This window comes from Aurantiacibacter flavus (genome assembly GCF_039710615.1).
In the GTDB taxonomy this organism is placed as follows: Bacteria; Pseudomonadota; Alphaproteobacteria; order Sphingomonadales; family Sphingomonadaceae; genus Alteraurantiacibacter; species Alteraurantiacibacter flavus.
Genome location: NZ_JBDLBR010000001.1, coordinates 203,320 through 221,195 on the forward strand (window position 1 = coordinate 203,320; position 17,876 = coordinate 221,195).

Below are 17,876 nucleotides of genomic sequence, written 5' to 3' on the forward strand. Positions count from 1 at the left end.
AAGCGCGCAGCAATGGGGGTTGTTCCGGTCAAACCCGGCGCTAGTCTCGCGCGCAAATTGGGAGAAAGAGCTATGGGAAAGAAGTGCCGCCTGATCGCCTGCGAGGAAGCCTGGTCGATCCCCGAAGTCGCCGCCGAGTTGAAGAAGGTCGCCAACAGCCCCACGCAGAGCGCGGACAAGCTGCTGGTGAAGGGCATTTACGACGCCGAGGCCGATACCTCCGGCTATGGCAAAATGGATTTCCTCGGCGGGCTGCTTGATGTGGAAGAGCAGCGCCTGCCGCAGATGGACGAGCATGGCGTCGATATGCACCTGCTCACGCTGACCGCGCCGGGTGTGCAGATGTTCGATGCAGACACCGCCACCGACCTTGCCGCTTTGGCGAACGACAAGATGGCCGAGATCTGCGCCAAGTATCCCAAGCGCTTTGCCGGGCTCGGCAGCTTTGCCCCGCAGAGCCCCAAGCGCGCGGCGAAAGAGGTCGAGCGGGTGATGGGCGAACTGAAGCTCAACGGGCTGGTGGTGAACGGCCACACCAACGGCGACTATTTCGACGACTATCGCTTCTGGCCGATCTTCGAGGCCGCCGAGGCCACCAACGCCACGATCTACATCCACCCGCGCGGGCCATCGGATACGCTCAAGGGCCCGCTGATGGACTACGCCATGGACTCGGCCATGTGGGCCTATGGGGTCGAGGTTGCGACCAATATGCTGCGGATGATGGCGGGCGGAGTGTTCGACCGCTTTCCGAACCTGAAGATCTGCGTCGGCCACATGGGCGAAATGGTGCCGTTCTTCATCTGGCGGATCAATTTCATGCACTCGCGCGCGCAAAAGGTGGGGCGTGCGCCGAAGACCGAGCGCAGCATGGAGGAATATTTCAAGGACAACTTCGTCTTCACCACCAGCGGCGTCGAAGACCCGCTGGCGCTGCGCTATGCGATCGACCGGATGGGGGTGGAGAACGTGATCTGGGCTATCGACTATCCCTACCAGCCGATGAAACCGGCGGTGGACTTCATCGAGAACTTCGCCTGCTCGGACGAGGAAATGCACGCGCTGTGCCATGGCAATGCCGAGCGGGTGTTCCATATAGCCCCGGAATAATGAGGAACTACAATGGCTAGCGCGCCGCTTGAAGGCATCAAGGTCGTCGAACTGGCGCGCATTCTGGCGGGGCCCTGGGCCGGGCAGGTGCTGGCCGACCTCGGGGCAGAGGTGATCAAGGTCGAAAGTCCGGCGGGCGACGACACCCGCCGCTGGGGCCCGCCCTTTATCGAGAATGCCGACGGCTCGCAGGATGCGGCCTATTTCCACGCCTGCAATCGCGGCAAGACCAGCATGGTCGCTGACTTCCGCGACGAGGGCGATCTCGCTCGTGTTAAGCACCTGATCGCCGGGGCCGACGTGGTGATCGAAAACTTCAAGACCGGCGGCCTCGCGCAGTTCGGGCTCGACTACGCCAGCCTTGTCGAGAGCAATCCGGGGCTTGTCTATTGCTCGATCACCGGGTTCGGCCAGACCGGGCCTTACGCCGGCTTCGCGGGCTACGACTTCATCGTGCAGGGCATGAGTGGGATGATGGACCTCACCGGACAGCCCGACGGTCCGCCGACCAAGATCGGCGTGGCCTATGCCGATATCCTCACCGGGCTTTACAGCGTGATCGGCATTCAGGCCGCGCTCCATATGCGGCAGCGGACCGGGCGCGGGCAGGCGGTCGACATGAGCCTGCTCGACGTGATGACCGGCACGCTCGCCAATCAGGCGATGAACTACCTCGCCAGCGGCATCGCGCCGCACCGGATGGGCAACGCGCATCCCAATATCGTGCCCTACGAGGCCTTTCCCTGCGCCGATGGCTGGCTGATCATCGCCGTGGGCAACGACGGGCAATTCGCGCGGCTGGCGGGCGTGCTGGGGCTGGAGGTCGAGCCGGGCTGGGCGACCAATGCCGCACGCGTCGCCGACCGGTCGCGAGTGTCATCCGCAGTGGCCGCGAAGACCGCGCAGTGGAAGCGCGATGCGCTGCTCGCGCGGCTCGAAGCCGAGGGCGTGCCGGTGGGGCCGATCAACGACGTGGCGCAGGCGCTGGCCGATCCGCAGGTTGAGGCGCGCGGAATGGTGCTCGACATGGCGCGCGATGGCGCTGACCCGGTCAAGGGCCTGCGCACCCCGATCACCTTCTCCGATGCCGAACTTGCGCTCAATACCGCCTCTCCCATGCTGCCGAAGAAGGACTGATGATGCCTGCCCATCCCAATATTCTCGGTGCTGATCCCCGCCCGCTGTTCTTCCCGGTCGCGGACGGCGCTGAACGGATCGCTCCGCCCGAACCGAGGCTCGGACAATCGGTGCGGCTGGCCGCGCGGTCGCTGTCGGTGATGCAGAAGGAAGGGCTCGCCACCTCCAGCGCCAGCGGGAAGGTCTGGCGGCTGGTATCGGATGAAGGTGACTATCTCGACGGCTTCGACGAGGCTTCCTGCCCGCTGTCGTTCCTCACCGTGGGCATGGTGGCGAGCACGATGACTGAGCTGCTGGCGCTGGTCTGCGATGCAGCCGCCGCCTCGCCGCTGAGCGGGCTGATGCGCGGCGAGAAGGAGAGCCTGTTCACGCTCACGCTCAACGGCGAGACCCTCGCGCCGGACAAGGCGCTTCCCGTCCCCGGCGGGGCGCTGGGCGATCCGGGCGAAGTGATCGAGGGGGCCGCGCCCGCCGAGAGTAACTGGGAGGGGCAGGTCGTGAAGGGCGCCAAAAGCCCGCTGACCGAGGAAGCGACCTCCTCGCAAGGTTCGTCACTCGCCGAGGAGCAGGACCGCGTGCTGCACATTCGCGGCATCTGCACCCTGCGCGAAGACGGGGTGAAGCAGATCGAGCAGCAGCTGTTCAACCCGCACGGCTCGATCTTCACCTTCCTGTGCGACGAGGAGGGCCGCGCCGCCGATGCGCTGAGCTACATGGCCGCCGGGATCGGCTTCTGTTTCATGACCCAGCTCGGCCGCTACGCCAAGATCGCGAAGAAGGACCTGAGCGAATACCGCGTGGTGCAGGACATCCACTTCTCGCCCGGCGGCGCGAGTGGCGGCACCGGCCAGGCGGGCCGCGCCGATCCGGTGGAAACGCATGTATTCCTCACCAGCAACGAGGATGCCGACTTCGCCCGCGCCGCGCTCGACATGGGCGAGCAGACCTGTTTCCTGCACGCCTTTTGCCGCACCGACCTCAAGACGCGGGTAAAGATCGGCCGCCTTTAGGCGAGCGCCGTATCGGCGATCACCCACAGGCCGATCGCGAGGAACAGCAGCGCCGCGAGCATCCGCACCAGCTTGAGCGACACCCGCTCGACAAGAGCATTGCCCAGCCACACGGCCGGCGCATTGGCGAGCATCATGCCGAGCGTCGTGCCCGCCGTCACCAGCAGCACGTTCTGGAACTGTGCGCCGAGCGCAATGGTGGCGATCTGCGTCTTGTCGCCGATCTCGACGAGAAAGAAGGCCACCAGCGTGGTGAGAAACGCCCCGTGCCGCGAGGGCTTGGGGGCATCTTCATCGTCGAACTTGTCGGGCACCAGCGTCCACAGCGCCATGGCGACAAAGCCCGCGCCCACGGCGTAGCGGAACCATTCACCTTCGAGCAGGCTCGCCACCGACATGCCGACCAGCGCGGCCAGCGCATGGTTGGCGAGCGTTGCGAACAGGATGCCGAGCACGATCGGCCAGGGCTGGCGGAACCTTGCCGCGAGCACGATGGCGAGCAGCATGGTTTTATCACCGATCTCGGCCAGCGCGACAACGGCGGTGGAGGTTAGGAAGGCTTCCATGAAACAGGTACTCCGGGCCGGGCGTTCGAGACAGCAACGGCACCACGCCTTCCGCCCGGCCGGACGAAAGCAGGTGCCATTGGTCTTGCCCGGACGGATTGTGGTCCGTCCCCCATGCGCCATGATCTCCCGACCAAGTATGTTGACGCATGGATTGGCGCCCGAAGGCGCGCGGGGGCTACTCCCCAGATGACGGCTGGGCGGTTAGGGCAATCCTCCCGCCGGATCAAGTCCGGGGTGACGCTGAGTGGGCTAACTCTTGGCCTCGTAAACCACATGCCCAACCGCCGTGTTCGACGCAGGCACGCGGTAGAAGCGCTTCTTCTCTTCCACGCCATAGCCCAGCGCCGCGCGCATGATCAGCCACATGATCAGCTCGATGCCCTCGGTGCCCGTTTCGCGCAGGTATTCGAGGCGGGTGATGTACTTCAGCTCTTCCGGCTCGTGCGCGAGCAGGTCGATGAAGCGGCGGTCGAATTCCTCGTTGATGAGGCCAGCGCGGGTGCCGTGGAGCTGGTGGCTCATGCCGCCGGTGCCCCACACCTGCACATTGAGATCTTCGGGGAAGGTCTTCACCGCATTGCGGATCGCTTCGCCGATCTTCCAGCAGCGCTCGCCCGAGGGAGTCGGGAACTGCGACACGTTGACCACGAACGGGATAACCTTGCACGGCCATTCCTCGACATCGCCGAACACCAGGCTCAGCGGAACGGTGCAGCCGTGGTCGACGTCCATCTCGTTGATGAGGGTAATGTCGAACTCGTCGATCACCAGCTGTTCGGCGATGTGTGCGGCCAGCTCGATGTGGTTCTTCACCACCGGCACGGGGCGGCGGCCCCAGCCTTCGTCCGCACTCTGGAATTCATCGGCGAAGCCCATCGCGAAGGTCGGCACGATGTCCATCATCAGCGAGGAGGCGTGATCGTTATAGACCAGGATCACCACGTCGGGCGTGTTGTCCTTGATCCACTCCTTCACGAAGTCGTAGCCTTCGAAGACCGGTGCCCAGTAAGGGTCCTTGGTCTTGCCCAGATCGAACGCGGCGCCGATGGCGGGAACGTGGCTGGTGGCGATGCCGGCAGAAATACGGGCCATGTCAGTTCTTGTCCCTGATCGAACGGATGCCATGCGGGCTGCGGCCGCCTTCGAGCATCATCTGGGTATATTCCTCGACGCCCATGCCCGAGGTGGTGGAGACCGCCTTCAATGCCGAAAGGCCGTCGGTCGAGGCAAGCTTGACGAGGAAATACATGTTCCCGCCCAGCTCGATCAGCTTCGTCAGGTCGCGGTCAAGCACGGCCTGCTTCTGCTCCTCGGTCATCTTGAACTTGTCGAGATAGGCGCGTTCGTCGGCCTTGAATTCTTCACGGTTCCTCGCCTTCATCAGGCTCATGCAGAACTTGTGGAGATAGTAGGCCTCGCGCGAGCGCAGGGCGGTGAAGACCTTCGTGCCCGGAATGTCTTCCAGGTCGGCGAGCGGGTAAAGGCGGGTGCGTGGCATGCCGCGCCCCTAGCAGAGGTCGCAGTGCAGCAAAAGACGGCCTTTGCGCGAAAAGCGCCAAGGCTGGGCGTTACCGGTTCTTGTAGCCGCGATACCAGTCTTCAGCCTGTTCCCGCGCCTCTTCATCGTGGGTCTTGTAGGCGCGGTGGTCGAACTTCTCGCGCGTGGCGAGCAGCACCGGCTCCGGAAGAGGCTCGTCGAAGGCCATTCCTGCCTGGTCTTTGTCCGCCCATACGATCATGCCAAATGCTTCGTAGTCGAGCCATTCGAGCACCCCGTCATTGCCTTTCTGGACATCGTCTGGGACGACCAGCTTGGCCCCGCTCTGGGAAATATCGCACAGGGTAACCTTGTGGGTGCCGGTGAGCGTGATCAGGCGCCCCGGCACCGACAGGCGTAGCCGACTATCGCGCCGGCGACCGATGTTAAGAGGTGTTTCGGCTCCCATAGCCTCGCCAGAATGACAGATCGGCGCTTCCAGTCTGTTCTCAACCACCTAAGGGTTTGCCCTAGTTTGTGCGATTCCTTAACCATAGCCGCCAAGGCCGCCCCTGGCGGCTGGGCCTTGGCTTTTCGGGCTTTGCGGGCTGGAATCAGTCCTTTGCGTGCGGCGAGTTGGCGAGCAAATCGTCAACCACACCCGGATCGGCGAGGGTGGAAATATCCCCAAGGTTGCCGGTGTCGTTCTCGGCGATCTTTCTGAGGATGCGGCGCATGATCTTGCCCGAACGCGTTTTCGGCAGGCCCGGCGCGAATTGCACCACATCCGGCGTGGCAATCGGGCCGATTTCCTTGCGGACCCATTGCACCAGTTCCTTGCGCAGCTCTTCGCTATTGTCGGTGGTGGCGGTGGTGGTGACGAAGGCATAGATACCCTGTCCCTTGACGTCGTGCGGCATGCCAACCACTGCGGCTTCGGCCACGCAAGGGTGCTCGACCAGCGCGCTTTCGACCTCGGCGGTGCCCATCCGGTGGCCGCTCACGTTGATCACGTCGTCGATGCGGCCGGTGATCCAGTAGTAGCCATCCTCGTCGCGGCGGGCGCCGTCGCCGGTGAAGTACTTGCCCGGATACTGAGTGAAGTAAGTCTGGATGAAGCGGTCGTGATCGCCATAGACCGTGCGCATCTGGCCGGGCCATGAGTCGAGGATTACCAGCGCGCCTTCAGTGGCGCCTTCAACGATGTGTCCGTCGGTGGGATCAACCAGCGCGGGCTGCACACCGAATAGCGGAAAGGCCGCCGCGCCGGGCTTGAGCGAATGGGCTCCGGGCAGGGGCGCGATCATGTGGCCGCCAGTCTCGGTCTGCCACCAGGTGTCGGCAATGGGGCAGCGGCCATCGCCGACGACATTATAATACCAGTCCCAGGCTTCGGGGTTGATAGGCTCGCCGACCGAACCGAGAATTCGCAGGCTCTTGCGGCTGGTCTTTTTCACCCATTCGTCGCCTTCGCGCATCAGTGCGCGCAGCGCGGTGGGGGCAGTGTAGAACTGCTCGACCTTGTACTTGTCGACCACCTGCCAGAAGCGGCTGAAATCGGGATAGTTGGGCACGCCCTCGAACATCAGCGTCGTGGCGCCGTTGGCCAGCGGGCCGTAAACGACATAGGAATGGCCGGTGACCCAGCCGATGTCGGCGGCGCACCAGTATACCTCGCCGGGACGGTAATCGAACACGTATTCGTGCGTCATGCTCGCCCACAAGGCATAGCCGCCGGTTGTGTGCAGCACGCCCTTGGGCTGGCCGGTGCTGCCCGAGGTGTAGAGGATGAACAGCGGATCTTCCGCGTTCATCTCCGCAGGCGGGCACTCGGCATTGTGCGGCTCGATGGCGTCGTGCCAGTCGACATCGCGGCCCTCGACCATCGGCACATCGGCGCCGGTGTGGCGCAGCATGATCACGGTGCGTACGTTGGCCTTCTCGCAGGCGGCATCGACATTGGCCTTCAGCGGAACCTTCTTGCCGCCGCGCAGGCCTTCGTCGGCGGTGAGCACGATCTGGCTGTCGCAATCGTTGATCCGCTGCGCCAGCGCATCGGGGCTGAAGCCTGCAAACACGATCGAATGGACCGCCCCGATCCGCGCGCAGGCGAGCATGGCGACGGCCGCCTCGGGCACCATCGGCAGGTAGATCGTGACCCGATCACCCTTCTTCACACCATCGGCTTTCAGCGTATTGGCGAAGCGGCAGACGTCCTTGTAGAGCTGATCGTAGGTGATGATGCGGTTGGGCGTATCGGGATGGTCTGGCTCCCAGATGATCGCCACATCCTGCCCGCGCTTTTCCAAATGCCGGTCAAGGCAGTTGGTGGCGAGATTGAGCGTGCCGTCCTCGAACCATTTGATACGGAAATCGTCACGGTCGAACGAGGTGTTCTTGATCTTGGTGGGCTGCTGCATCCAGTCGAGCCGCTGTGCCTCGCCAAGCCAGAAGCTGTCCGGATCGTCGATGCTGGCGCGATATTTCAGCGCATAGGTCTCGGCGTCGATCTTGGCTTTGGCGGCCCATTCGGGGCTGACCGGATGGATGGCGTGCTCGTGCATTCCTGGCTCCCAACTCTTGTTAGAGGGAAACTAGGGTTTGGAGGGCCTCAACGCCAGAGTGCATTCAGGGCAGGGAGCAAATGTTCGCGATGGCGCGCGGGAATGCGGGCCAGAAGCTCGTCCTCGAAGGCATGGATAATGCCAAGCGCTGCTTCCATTCGGGCGCGACCCGCCGCGGTCAGCAGGAGGGCCTGAGATTTGCCGTCGAGCGGCTGGCGTTCGATCAGGCGTTCATCCTCCAGCTTCTTGAGCAGAGGGACCATGTTGGCGCGCTGGATATCGAGTTGGCGGCCAAGCGCGCTGGCGGTGATGTCGGCATTCTCCGCGATCAGGATCAGCACCGAGGCATCGACCTGCCGCAGGCCCAGCGTGGCGAGCCGCGCGCCGAGTTCGGTGGCGGTCGCATGGGCGGCACGGCGCAGCGAATAACCGGGGAGCTGGGGCAAGGGATCGCGCATGACAAAGCTTTAGCGATTGCTGTTGCTCATAGCAATCCAGATAGCTATGGCCCATAACAATACCGCTGCTGCGAGTCGTGGTGGCGGCCTAAGAGGAGGAAGATTTATGGCTGGTCCGTCGAAACCCGATCCGCGTCCGCAGGAAGAAACCGTCAAGGTCGATATCGTCGACGGTGTCGCCTGGGTCGCGTTCAACCGCCCCGACAAGCGCAACTGCATGAGCCCCAAGCTCAACAAGCAGATGCTGAAGGTTCTCGAAGAGCTGGAGTTCCGCGACGACGTGCAGGTGCTGGTCCTCACCGGCGAAGGCACTGCCTGGTCGGCCGGCATGGACCTGCTCGAATACTTCCGCGAGGCCGAGCTGCAGGGCCTGCACAAGACCCGCGAGCATCAGCGCCAGGCCTATGGCTGGTGGGAACGCCTGCGCTGGTATGAAAAGCCGACCGTGGCCATGATCAACGGCTGGTGCTTCGGCGGTGCCTATGGCCCGCTGTTCGGCTGTGACCTCGCCTTCTGCTCGGACGACGCGCAGTTCGGCCTCAGCGAAATCAACTGGGCGATCCTGCCCGGCGGCGGCGCCTCGAAGGTTGCGGCCGAGCTGATGAACTTCCGCGATGCCATGTATCACGCGATGATGGGTGAGAACCTCACCGGTCCGCAGGCTGCGGCCAAGGGCATGGTCAATGAATCGCTGCCCGCCGACAAGCTGAAGGATCGCGTGCAGGAAGTGTGCGACGTTCTGAAGAAGAAGGACAGCCAGGCGCTGCGTGCCACCAAGTGGGCGATGCGCCGCGTGCGCGAGATGACCTATGACAACGCCGAGGACTACCTGATCCGCGCGCAGGAAGCGCTGAACGATTTCGGCGGATGGGAAACCCGCAAGGAAGCGACCAAGCAGTTCCTTGACGAGAAGACCTTCAAGCCCGGCCTTGGCGCCTTCGACAAGGACAAGCTGAAAGGCTGATCCTGATCCTCCCCTCCCCGCCGGGGAGGGGATTGAGGGGAGAGGGTTGCAACCTTGCAAGCCTTGATACACCCCGACCCAAACCCTCCCCCGCGCGGGGGAGGGCTTTTCGTGCAACGACACGCCGGAGAGATTTCCCGATGACCACCACCCGCCGTTTCACCAACGAACAGATCGACCGTCTGCTGCGCCCGAAGTCGGTCGCCGTCATCGGTGCGTCGGACCGCCACGGCGCGCTCGGCTGCACGCTGCTTAACAACCTCGTGCAATACAAGTTTGCTGGCGACATCTACCCGGTGAACCCCAAGCGCGACGAGCTGCAGGGCCTCAAGGTCTATCACTCGGTGAACGAGCTGCCGCACGGCGTCGATTGCGCGGTGCTGGCGATCCCGCGTCCCTTCGTGCTCGATACCGTGCGCGACCTCGCGAAGAACGGCTGCGGCGCGGTGGTAATCTATGCCGCGGGCTTCTCCGAGGCAGGCGAGGAAGGCGCGAAGGATCAGGCCGAGCTGGCGCGCATCGCGGAAGAAGCGGGCATGATCGTCGAAGGGCCGAACTGCCTTGGCTGCACCAACTATGTCGAAGGCATTCCGCTCACCTTCGTCGAAACCAACATGAAGCAGCCCGGACCCGGCCAGCGCTCGGTCGGCATTGCCAGCCAGTCGGGCGCGCTGGCGGCGGTGCTCGCCACCACGCTGCACCCGCGCGGCTGCTATGTCTCGACCTCGGTCAGCACCGGCAACGAAGCGGCCTCGGGCGTCGAGGACTATGTCGAATGGCTGATCGACGATCCGGCCACCAACGTCATCGCCATGTATGTCGAGACCTTCCGCCGCCCCGCCGCTTTCGTCGCTGCCGCGCGCCGTGCGCGCGAGGCGGGCAAGCCGATCGTGCTGCTGCATCCGGGCAAAAGCTCCAAGGCGCAGGAAAGCGCGGCCACCCACACCGGCGCGATGGCGGGCGACTATGCGCTGATGAAGGCCAAACTCACCCGCGAAGGCGTGATCTTCGCCGATACGCTGGAAGAGCTGGCCGATATCGCCACCATTGCCGTCACCTGCCCGAGCCTGCCGGGTGCCAACATGGCAGTGCTGGGTGAAAGCGGCGCGCTGCGCGGCCTCGCCTTTGACCTCGCCGAAGATGTCGGGCTCGATCTGGTTGACCTCAACGACGAGAACAGCCCGAAGATCCGCGCGGTGCTGCCCGATTTCGTGCCGGTTTCGAACCCCACCGACATCACCGCCATCGGCCTCAGCGAGCCCGAGATCTACACCAACCTGCTGGTCGAATTGCTCGAAGACGACCGCATCGGTTCGGTGGTCGCCTCGATCATCCAGTCCGATCCGATCACCTCGGAGATCAAGTTCCCGCCGATCCAGAAGGCCATCGAAACCAGCTCGGGCAGCAAGCCGCTGGTTTTCGCGGGCGTGGACGAAGGCGCGAACGTGCCTCAGGACTATATCGACGGCCTCGCTGCCGCCGGCATTCCCTACTTCCCTTCGACCGAACGCGCCTACCGCGCCATCGCGCGGCTGGCCGATCTTGCCAAGCGCGATCTGGCCGACCGTTCGGGCGATCCGATCACTCTGCCGGCGCTAACCGACGAGCATGGCGTGATCCCCGAGTACAAGGCGAAGAAGCTGCTCGCCGATGCGGTGAGCTTCCCGGTCAGCCAGTTCGCTCCCACGGCCGAAGAAGCTGCGACGGCTGCCGAGGCCATCGGCTTCCCGGTGGTGATGAAGGCGCAGGCCGCTGCACTCGGCCACAAGTCCGATGCGGGCGGGGTGATCCTCAACCTCAAGACTGCCGACGAGGTGAAGGCTGCGTTCGACAAAATGTATGCTAACGTCGCGGCCTACAACGCCAGCATCAAGCTCGACGGCGTGCTGGTCGAGAAGATGGGCAAGATGGGCGTCGAAATGATCGTGGGCGCCAAATCCGATCCCGAGTGGGGTCCGGTGGTGCTGGCGGGCTTCGGCGGCGTGACTGCCGAAATTCTCAAGGATGTGAAGCTGTTCACCACCGATCTGGGCGTCGAGCAGGTCAAGGAAGGGCTGCTCAAGCTGAAGCAGGCCCCGCTGCTGATCGGCTGGCGCGGCAGCCCCGCGCTTGATGTGGATGCGCTGGCGGCGCTGATCGTCAAGGTAGGCCAGGTGATGACGGGCAACCCGTCGATCCGCGAGATCGACCTTAACCCGGTTATCATCCACCCGGCTGGCGAGGGTGTGGTTGCGCTCGACGCGCTGATGCTGGTGGACTGAGGCTAGGCCCGTTCCGTTCGTGGTGAGGAGGAGGCGAGGCTGTAGGCCGAGCATCCGTCTCGAACCACCCGCACTGGCCCTTCGAGACGGGCGCTCAGCCTGCGGCTTCGTGCCCTCCTCAGGACGAACGGAATGTCCTGTTTCTAGCGGCTCGCCACCCGCGAATAGTCGATCCGGATGCGCACCCAGGAACCGACCTGATACTCGCCGTCGACGCGCGGCGGGCGCACCAGAAATTGCCACGAGGCGGCCAGCACCGAACGGGCAATGTTCGAGCCTTGCGGGCTCTCGCCGACGATCTGGCAGTCCTCCACCCGCCACTGAGGCGCGGTCTTGCAAGCGATCAGGCCCCAACCGGGCGGACGCGCGGTAGAGAGATAACCCGACAGTTCGCTCGGATAGGGCTCGCGATACCACTGCGCGGCGTACAGCGGCGAACCATCGGGCGCGCGGCCGACAATCTCGCTGTCGGGTGAGCCGCGCGGCGCGCCACCGGGCGGGCCGATATTGCCGCCGTCATCGCGGATCACCGCGCGGATGCTTGAGCTTGGCCTGGGGCTGGGCTGCGGTTCGGGCGCGGCGCTTGGTTGCGGTGTGGGCGGGGGCGCGGGAATGGTGTTCTCGCGCGGGATAACGATGGTCGGCGGGGTCAACGGTGTAGGGGTGGGCGCTTGCTCGACCGGCACGGTGGGCGGCGTCGGCTGATCGGTGTCGGCGCTTTCGGTCTGCTCTTCAGGTTCGGTATTCTCGCTCTGCGGCGCGCTTGCGTCGAAGGTGGAAATGATCGAACTTTGGCTAGCGGGCTGGGTGATGCCCATGCCAAGGCTCAGCAGCACAAGCAGCAGCAGCAGCTCGATGGCGACGGTAACGATCAGCGCGATGGCGCGATGCGAGAGGTTCTCAGGCAACCGTGTCCGTAGCCGCGTGGCCAGCGGTCCGGCAATCGGCATGTCACGCGGCGAGGGTATGGTTCGCAATCCTGTTCAGCCAGCCCCACCTGGCGGTGGCGCTAACCGTCTTATCCTGAACGGCTGCTGTCCTTCGCATCTCTGCCGGTCAGGAACAAGGCTTCCCTTCGTATTCGCGCCGATCGAGCGCATAGTCGGCTGCCGCTCCAGCGCAGGACCGGAAAACAGAAACCGGGGCCGCCGACTTCAATGTCGGGCCAGCCGCCTGCGCCCTTCGTAGATTGCCGCTTCGGGGCGTCCCTCGCCGTTGAGGTCGCCGCGCTGTGCCACCGCACCCCAACTATAGGCGATGGAGCCCGGATCTTCGCATTTTTCCCAGCCACGCGGTGAGGGAGAAGCCGACGGCGCGAAACAGGTCTTCGCCCGATGCTCCTGTCGCGCTTTCAGGGCTTTCTCCGGGGGATGCTTCGGAGGCAGAACAGGGTCAAAAGCGGCAAGGTCAGCGGAGCAATCACAAGAGAGCCAATTCGCATGAGAACGCCACCTTTGGTGAAGCATTCGCACCATATCTTAGATGTGGGCAGCGATGAAGGCGTCTTGGTCCGTCGCAACAAAAAAGGCCCGACAGGATCGCTCCTGCCGGGCCTTCTTGTGTCTGGGCCTAGGGCCGGTTGGGCTTAGTTGCCCGAGCCGGGACCGTAGGTGACTTCGACGCGACGGTTCTGCAGCTCGCGGACACCGTCGGCAGTCGGCACGCGGTTCTGCGTTTCGCCGAAGGCTTCGGTGCTGATGCGAGCGGCGGGGATGCCGCGGCCGGTCAGGTACTGCTGGACCGAAGCGTTACGACGCTCCGACAGGCCCATGTTGTAAGTGGCCGAGCCCGAACGGTCGGTGTGACCGGCAAGCATGATGCGGGCGGTGCCGCAATCGCCATAGGCCGTAACCGCCGAGTTCAGAACGCTGGCAGCCTCAGCCGTGATGTCCGACTTATCCCAGTCGAAGAACACGATGTAGGGGCCGGTGTTACACGGACGCGCAACCGGAGCCGGCGGCGGCGGGGGAGGCGGCGGCGGCGGGGGAGGCGGCGGCGGGGGAGGCGGCGGCGGCGGGGGCGGGGGCGGCGGAGCCTCGGCACCCATCAGGAAGCGCACGCCAACCACACCAAGGTGCTGTTCGGTGTGAACGTTCAGCGTATCCATCGGGAAAGCGGTCGGCACGATGTTCGCAGCGTCCTCGAAGGTGCGGCGATACTTGTACTCGGCGAACAGCTCAGCGCTGTCCGAGAGCTTGCTCGAGACACCGGCGATGCCCTGCCAAGCCAGCGCAACGTCCGAATCGTCGGCGATCAAGTCGCCACCGGCGAGGTAGTCGACGTCGACGACCATGAGGCCGAGACCACCACCGATGTAGGGGCTGAAGCCGCCACCGGCGTTGAAGTCATACAGCGCGTTCAGGAACAGGCCGTAGGTTTCGATGTCGCTGCCCGAGTCCTCGTTGAGGTAGGGACCAACAGCGCGACCTTCGAGCGAAGCCGAACGGGTCAGTACCGAAGCATCCAAAGTACGGATCGGCTGACCGGCGACTGTGGCGCCAAAGTGGTCATCGACGGTGGTCGAGTTGTAGTCGCCAGCGAGCTCGAGACGGAAACCGTTATCGAAACGGTGGCCGATCTGAACACCGGCGCCCCAACCGATGTCGCCATCGGTGTTAAAGGCAATCTCGTTGCCAGCAGGAATGCCGGGGAAGTTCGGCGTCGCCGCGATGTCGGCAGTGGTCAGACCGTCGTTCTCGGTGTCGGTGGTGTTCACACCAGCGCTCACACCAACGTAGGTCTCGCCGGCGTGTGCAACGCCGGGGATCGCGAGCGCCATGACGGACGCTGTGATTAGCAACCTTTGCATATGAATCCTCACTTGTTCGACAGAGCCACATGCCCTGTAACAAAACCCGAATGCCCAGATTTGCGTATAGTTCCACCAAATTGATACTTGTTGGGCCAGTCTTTTATAGGTGCGACATATATGCCACACTCATGTTTCAGGTCTCAGAATGCAGCGATACCGGTGATTGCGCGACCCAGGATCAGCGCATGTATATCGTGAGTACCCTCGTAGGTATTGACCGTTTCCAGATTCAAGGCGTGTCTAAGAACTTGATATTCTTCTGAAATTCCGTTTCCGCCATGCATGTCGCGCGCGGCGCGGGCGATGTCGAGCGCCTTGCCGACATTGTTGCGTTTCACCAGGCTGATCATCTCGGGCGCGAAGGCATCGTTTTCCATCAAACGCCCCACCCGCAGGCTCGCCTGAAGCCCCAGCGCAATTTCGCTGACCATGTCGGCGAGTTTTTTCTGGAACAACTGTGTCGCTGCAAGCGGGCGGCCGAACTGTTTGCGTTCAAGCCCGTAATTACGTGCTGCTGCATAGCAGAATTCCGCTGCACCCATCGCGCCCCAAGAAATGCCATAGCGCGCGCGATTGAGGCAGCCGAACGGGCCTTTCATGCCTTCGACATCGGGCAGCAGGGCGGAGGCGGGCACCCGCACCTCGTCCATCATGATCATGCCGGTGGTGCTGGCGCGCAAGGAAAGCTTGCCCTTGATCTTGGGCGCATCCAGCCCGGCCATGCCTTTTTCGAGCACGAAGCCACGGATCTTGCCGCCGTGTTCCTCGCTCTTGGCCCAGACCACAAAGACATCGGCAAAGGGCGCGTTGGAAATCCAGGTCTTGCTGCCCGACAGCACATAGTCGTCGCCGTCCTTCCTGGCGACGGTGCGCATACCGGCGGGGTCGGAGCCGGCGTCGGGCTCGGTCAGGCCAAAGCAGCCGATCAGTTCGCCCGAGGCGAGGCCGGGGAGATATTGCGCGCGCTGTTCGTCCGAGCCATAGGCGTGGATCGGGTACATCACGAGGCTAGATTGCACGCTGGCCATCGAGCGATAGCCCGAATCCACCCGCTCGATTTCGCGCGCGACGAGGCCGTAGGCGACATAGCCCGCACCCGCACCGCCGAACTCTTCTGGGATCGTTACGCCAAGCAGACCTGCCGCGCCCATCTGCGGGAACAGTTCCTTGGCGTCGGCCTCGGAGGCAAAGTCCTCGATCACGCGCGGTTGTAGAACGCCTTGCGCAAAGCCGTGCGCGGCTTCGCGGATCATCCGTTCCTCGTCGCTGAGCTGCGTATCGAGGTTGAACGGGTCCGCCCAATCGAACTGTGCCATTGCCGCCATCAAACTAGTCTCCGTGGAAACCATGTTACCGAAGATGCGCGCTCTGGCCAACCCTCCCCGTAGCCTGGCTTAGCCCTTGCCGAAGCGGCTCTCATAGGCAGCGGTATCGCCGCTTTCGAGCAGCCGCGCCTGTTCGACCCATGCGTCGCGACGGATGCGACCGGAAAAGCGGCCGAGCTGCGCATCGATGCGGTCGATATCGGTGTCGTCCCAGGCGGCAATCTGCGCCACGCTGGTCACGCCCAGATCGGCAAGCTGCGCCACCAGCTTGGGGCCAACGCCCTTGAGCCGGGCGACGTCGCTGTCAGCGCCGGGGGCTGGGCTTTCGGCGGCTGCGCTCGTGGAGGCTGGGCTTGCGGCAGCTGGCGGCGCCGTGGGGGCTGGGGTCGGACCAGCTTCGGCATCGGCCGTGGCGGGGGCCGCAGCCACATTCTGGGAATTGGCCGCGCCCGACATCGGGCCGGGGGAGGCGGCGCTGGCGGCAGGCGGCGCGTCGATCAGTGCCTGATTTCGTTGCGCCGGGGCAGGCTCTTCGCCGGTTTCGACCCGTTCCACCGTGGTGCGGCGGCTCGCCAGCACCAGCCAGCCGATGATCAGCACCAGCACGGCAACCCCGATTGCCACCAGCATCCAGTTGGCTGCGATCCATTCGCTCATGACTTCAGCTCCTCTTGTTGCTGTTCGGCCTCGTGGGCCAGCTTGCGGCTGAACAGGATGCGGTCTTCCGGTCCGAAGCCGCGAGTCCAGATCACCCAGCCGTATACGCCGAGTATGGCGGGGATGCCGAGCGCCAGTTCCAGCCATTCGGGCAGCATGATCACCAGTTGCCCCACGATCACGGCAGCGCACACCGCCCAGATTAGCGCCCAGCGCCAATTGTTGATCGGCTCGCGCAGAATGCGTGACAGCATGAAGGCCTTGGTCAGCGAGGCCACGCCCAGCGTCAGCATGAGCGCCCCGGCAGCGGCGGCGGCGCGATAGTAATTCGCACGATCAGGGTCGGCGAGGGCCATGCTGTCGATTGCCTGCATGGCCAGCACCGTGACCAGCGCTTGCAAGGCAATGGTGCCGATCGACACCCACAGATTGCGCACCCGCGCCACGTAGATCAAAGCGGCTTCCGAGACCACCGCTGTTGCGGCCACCACCTCGGCGGCAAGCAGGAAGGCGAGCGCGCCCGTGCCGCCCACAAAGTTCGGGCCGACCAGCCCCATGATCGCTTCGCCGGGAATGCCGAGCGCAAGCGCGATGCCCGCCTGCGCGGCAACGATCCAGAAGCCGACCTGGCACACCTGCCGGGCAATCGCGGCATAGTCGCGCTCGCGCAGCTTGCGGGTGATGACAGGGCCGAGGATCGGCTCGAAGCTGGTCTTCAGCTTCTGCGGCAGGCTCGCCACCTGCTGCGCGACATAATAGATGCCGACGGCAGCGGGCGCGGCGAACAGGCCGAGGATGAAGATATCGACCCGGCGCGTGCCCCATTCGATCGCGTCAGCCAGCGCCAGCGGCAACGCGCGCCAGGTGAAGCGCAGCATCAGCTTGGGGCGCGGGTGCCAGTTGTGCGGCAGGCCATAGGTGCGCAGGAACGGGATCAGCGCCACGGCAAGGCCAGCATATATGGAGGCGAGGTAGGCCATCGACAGGCCCGATGTCTTGACCCCCGGCACGAACCACAGCACGCCCGCAAGGATCGAGATCGTCCACGGCTCCACCACCGCGCGCGCGCGCACCGTGGTCGCGATGTCATACTTGTAGGCCTGCGCCGCGAGCACGATCTCGGTCAGCGCATAGCCGGGGATGGCCAGCACGATCAGCCGATCGAGCGCGGTATATTCGCCCGAGGGAAAGAGCGGCGCGGGCACGAAATAGAAGCCGAGTGCCGCCACACTGGAGAGGATCAGCGCGATCAGGATTCCGTCGAACACGAGGTTCGCGCGGTTCTCCTCGCTCTCGGCCAGCCGCTGCGCGAGGCCGCGTTTCTCGCCCATCGAGCAGATGAGCGCGACCAGCTCCACCACCACCAGCGCCGAGGCAAAGCGCCCGAGCGCGTCGGCGCCGTAGAGTCGTCCGGCGATGAACAGGAACGGCAGACGGGCGGCCAGCCGCAAGAGGAAGCCGAAGAAATTGGTCCGCCCACCCTTGGCAAGCGCGGCCATATCGTCGCTGCGCGGTTCGGTCGCAGGAGAGGT

General features: G+C 64.2%; 16 protein-coding genes and 1 riboswitch. Of the genes, 5 read left to right on the forward strand and 11 right to left on the reverse strand.

What is annotated here, in order from left to right; genetic code table 11:
- Nucleotides 1-72: 72 nt before the first annotated feature.
- From ABDJ38_RS00810 to ABDJ38_RS00820, 3 genes are read left to right on the forward strand one after another with little or no spacing between them, the layout of a single operon-like run.
- Nucleotides 73-1,110, forward strand: a complete 1,038-nt coding sequence (locus tag ABDJ38_RS00810; protein WP_346783174.1) for an amidohydrolase family protein — start codon at nt 73-75, stop codon at nt 1,108-1,110.
- 12 nt (nt 1,111-1,122) lie between these two features.
- A complete protein-coding gene (locus ABDJ38_RS00815; RefSeq protein WP_346783175.1) occupies nt 1,123-2,247 on the forward strand; it encodes a CaiB/BaiF CoA transferase family protein in 1,125 nt (374 codons plus the stop codon).
- Complete coding sequence (locus tag ABDJ38_RS00820; protein WP_346783176.1) at nt 2,247-3,257, forward strand: OsmC family protein; 1,011 nt, start codon at nt 2,247-2,249, stop codon at nt 3,255-3,257. Before ABDJ38_RS00815 ends, ABDJ38_RS00820 begins: the two co-directional genes overlap by 1 nt.
- On the opposite strand, the gene ABDJ38_RS00825 is transcribed toward ABDJ38_RS00820, so the two are convergent.
- From ABDJ38_RS00825 to ABDJ38_RS00850, 6 genes are all read right to left on the reverse strand, one after another.
- Nucleotides 3,254-3,823: a TMEM165/GDT1 family protein gene (locus ABDJ38_RS00825; protein WP_346783177.1), complete on the reverse strand. Its 570-nt coding sequence runs from the start codon at nt 3,821-3,823 to the stop codon at nt 3,254-3,256. The genes ABDJ38_RS00820 and ABDJ38_RS00825 overlap by 4 nt on opposite strands.
- A gap of 14 nt (nt 3,824-3,837) precedes the next feature.
- A riboswitch (yybP-ykoY riboswitch) is annotated at nt 3,838-4,023 on the reverse strand.
- Nucleotides 4,024-4,075: 52 nt separating this feature from the next.
- Complete coding sequence (locus tag ABDJ38_RS00830) at nt 4,076-4,918, reverse strand: class III extradiol dioxygenase subunit beta (protein WP_346783178.1); 843 nt, start codon at nt 4,916-4,918, stop codon at nt 4,076-4,078.
- A 1-nt stretch (nt 4,919) separates the two neighbouring features.
- The gene (gene ligA / locus ABDJ38_RS00835) at nt 4,920-5,324 is read right to left on the reverse strand and encodes a protocatechuate 4,5-dioxygenase subunit alpha (RefSeq protein WP_346783179.1); all 405 of its coding nucleotides are present in this window, start codon (nt 5,322-5,324) and stop codon (nt 4,920-4,922) included.
- Nucleotides 5,325-5,394: 70 nt separating this feature from the next.
- The gene (locus tag ABDJ38_RS00840) at nt 5,395-5,772 is read right to left on the reverse strand and encodes a PilZ domain-containing protein (protein ID WP_346783180.1); all 378 of its coding nucleotides are present in this window, start codon (nt 5,770-5,772) and stop codon (nt 5,395-5,397) included.
- Nucleotides 5,773-5,917: 145 nt separating this feature from the next.
- Nucleotides 5,918-7,867 carry an acetate--CoA ligase gene (acs, locus tag ABDJ38_RS00845; protein ID WP_346783181.1) on the reverse strand — a complete coding sequence of 650 codons (1,950 nt, stop codon included), beginning with the start codon at nt 7,865-7,867 and terminating at the stop codon, nt 5,918-5,920.
- Between the two features lie 47 nt (nt 7,868-7,914).
- Nucleotides 7,915-8,325 (reverse strand): MarR family winged helix-turn-helix transcriptional regulator, encoded by a 411-nt coding sequence (locus ABDJ38_RS00850; RefSeq protein ID WP_346783182.1) that lies wholly within the window; start codon nt 8,323-8,325, stop codon nt 7,915-7,917.
- A 106-nt stretch (nt 8,326-8,431) separates the two neighbouring features.
- On the opposite strand from ABDJ38_RS00850, the gene ABDJ38_RS00855 reads away from it, so the two are divergent.
- A complete protein-coding gene (locus ABDJ38_RS00855; RefSeq protein WP_346783183.1) occupies nt 8,432-9,289 on the forward strand; it encodes a p-hydroxycinnamoyl CoA hydratase/lyase in 858 nt (285 codons plus the stop codon).
- 140 nt (nt 9,290-9,429) lie between these two features.
- Nucleotides 9,430-11,550: an acetate--CoA ligase family protein gene (locus ABDJ38_RS00860; protein ID WP_346783184.1), complete on the forward strand. Its 2,121-nt coding sequence runs from the start codon at nt 9,430-9,432 to the stop codon at nt 11,548-11,550.
- A 143-nt stretch (nt 11,551-11,693) separates the two neighbouring features.
- Here ABDJ38_RS00860 and ABDJ38_RS00865 read toward each other — a convergent pair whose 3' ends face one another.
- The 5 genes from ABDJ38_RS00865 to ABDJ38_RS00885 form a co-directional block, all read right to left on the reverse strand.
- Entirely contained in the window at nt 11,694-12,527 is an 834-nt protein-coding gene (locus ABDJ38_RS00865; protein WP_346783185.1) for a hypothetical protein, read from the reverse strand.
- Nucleotides 12,528-13,135: 608 nt separating this feature from the next.
- The gene (locus tag ABDJ38_RS00870) at nt 13,136-14,359 is read right to left on the reverse strand and encodes an OmpA family protein (protein WP_346783186.1); all 1,224 of its coding nucleotides are present in this window, start codon (nt 14,357-14,359) and stop codon (nt 13,136-13,138) included.
- Nucleotides 14,360-14,502: 143 nt separating this feature from the next.
- Entirely contained in the window at nt 14,503-15,678 is a 1,176-nt protein-coding gene (locus tag ABDJ38_RS00875) for an acyl-CoA dehydrogenase (RefSeq protein ID WP_346783898.1), read from the reverse strand.
- A gap of 78 nt (nt 15,679-15,756) precedes the next feature.
- Nucleotides 15,757-16,344 carry a hypothetical protein gene (locus ABDJ38_RS00880; RefSeq protein ID WP_346783187.1) on the reverse strand — a complete coding sequence of 196 codons (588 nt, stop codon included), beginning with the start codon at nt 16,342-16,344 and terminating at the stop codon, nt 15,757-15,759.
- The gene (locus ABDJ38_RS00885) at nt 16,341-17,843 is read right to left on the reverse strand and encodes a lipopolysaccharide biosynthesis protein (RefSeq protein ID WP_346783899.1); all 1,503 of its coding nucleotides are present in this window, start codon (nt 17,841-17,843) and stop codon (nt 16,341-16,343) included. Before ABDJ38_RS00885 ends, ABDJ38_RS00880 begins: the two co-directional genes overlap by 4 nt.
- Nucleotides 17,844-17,876 lie beyond the last annotated feature (33 nt).

Coding starts and splice junctions, on each gene's coding strand:
- ABDJ38_RS00810 (WP_346783174.1), top strand. CDS start 73: ATGGGAAAGAAGTGCCGCCTGATCGCCTGCGAGGAAGCCTGGTCGATC.
- ABDJ38_RS00815 (WP_346783175.1), top strand. CDS start 1,123: ATGGCTAGCGCGCCGCTTGAAGGCATCAAGGTCGTCGAACTGGCGCGC.
- ABDJ38_RS00820 (WP_346783176.1), top strand. CDS start 2,247: ATGATGCCTGCCCATCCCAATATTCTCGGTGCTGATCCCCGCCCGCTG.
- ABDJ38_RS00825 (WP_346783177.1), bottom strand. CDS start 3,823: ATGGAAGCCTTCCTAACCTCCACCGCCGTTGTCGCGCTGGCCGAGATC.
- ABDJ38_RS00830 (WP_346783178.1), bottom strand. CDS start 4,918: ATGGCCCGTATTTCTGCCGGCATCGCCACCAGCCACGTTCCCGCCATC.
- ligA (WP_346783179.1), bottom strand. CDS start 5,324: ATGCCACGCACCCGCCTTTACCCGCTCGCCGACCTGGAAGACATTCCG.
- ABDJ38_RS00840 (WP_346783180.1), bottom strand. CDS start 5,772: ATGGGAGCCGAAACACCTCTTAACATCGGTCGCCGGCGCGATAGTCGG.
- acs (WP_346783181.1), bottom strand. CDS start 7,867: ATGCACGAGCACGCCATCCATCCGGTCAGCCCCGAATGGGCCGCCAAA.
- ABDJ38_RS00850 (WP_346783182.1), bottom strand. CDS start 8,325: ATGCGCGATCCCTTGCCCCAGCTCCCCGGTTATTCGCTGCGCCGTGCC.
- ABDJ38_RS00855 (WP_346783183.1), top strand. CDS start 8,432: ATGGCTGGTCCGTCGAAACCCGATCCGCGTCCGCAGGAAGAAACCGTC.
- ABDJ38_RS00860 (WP_346783184.1), top strand. CDS start 9,430: ATGACCACCACCCGCCGTTTCACCAACGAACAGATCGACCGTCTGCTG.
- ABDJ38_RS00870 (WP_346783186.1), bottom strand. CDS start 14,359: ATGCAAAGGTTGCTAATCACAGCGTCCGTCATGGCGCTCGCGATCCCC.
- ABDJ38_RS00875 (WP_346783898.1), bottom strand. CDS start 15,678: ATGGCACAGTTCGATTGGGCGGACCCGTTCAACCTCGATACGCAGCTC.
- ABDJ38_RS00880 (WP_346783187.1), bottom strand. CDS start 16,344: ATGAGCGAATGGATCGCAGCCAACTGGATGCTGGTGGCAATCGGGGTT.
- ABDJ38_RS00885 (WP_346783899.1), bottom strand. CDS start 17,843: ATGGCCGCGCTTGCCAAGGGTGGGCGGACCAATTTCTTCGGCTTCCTC.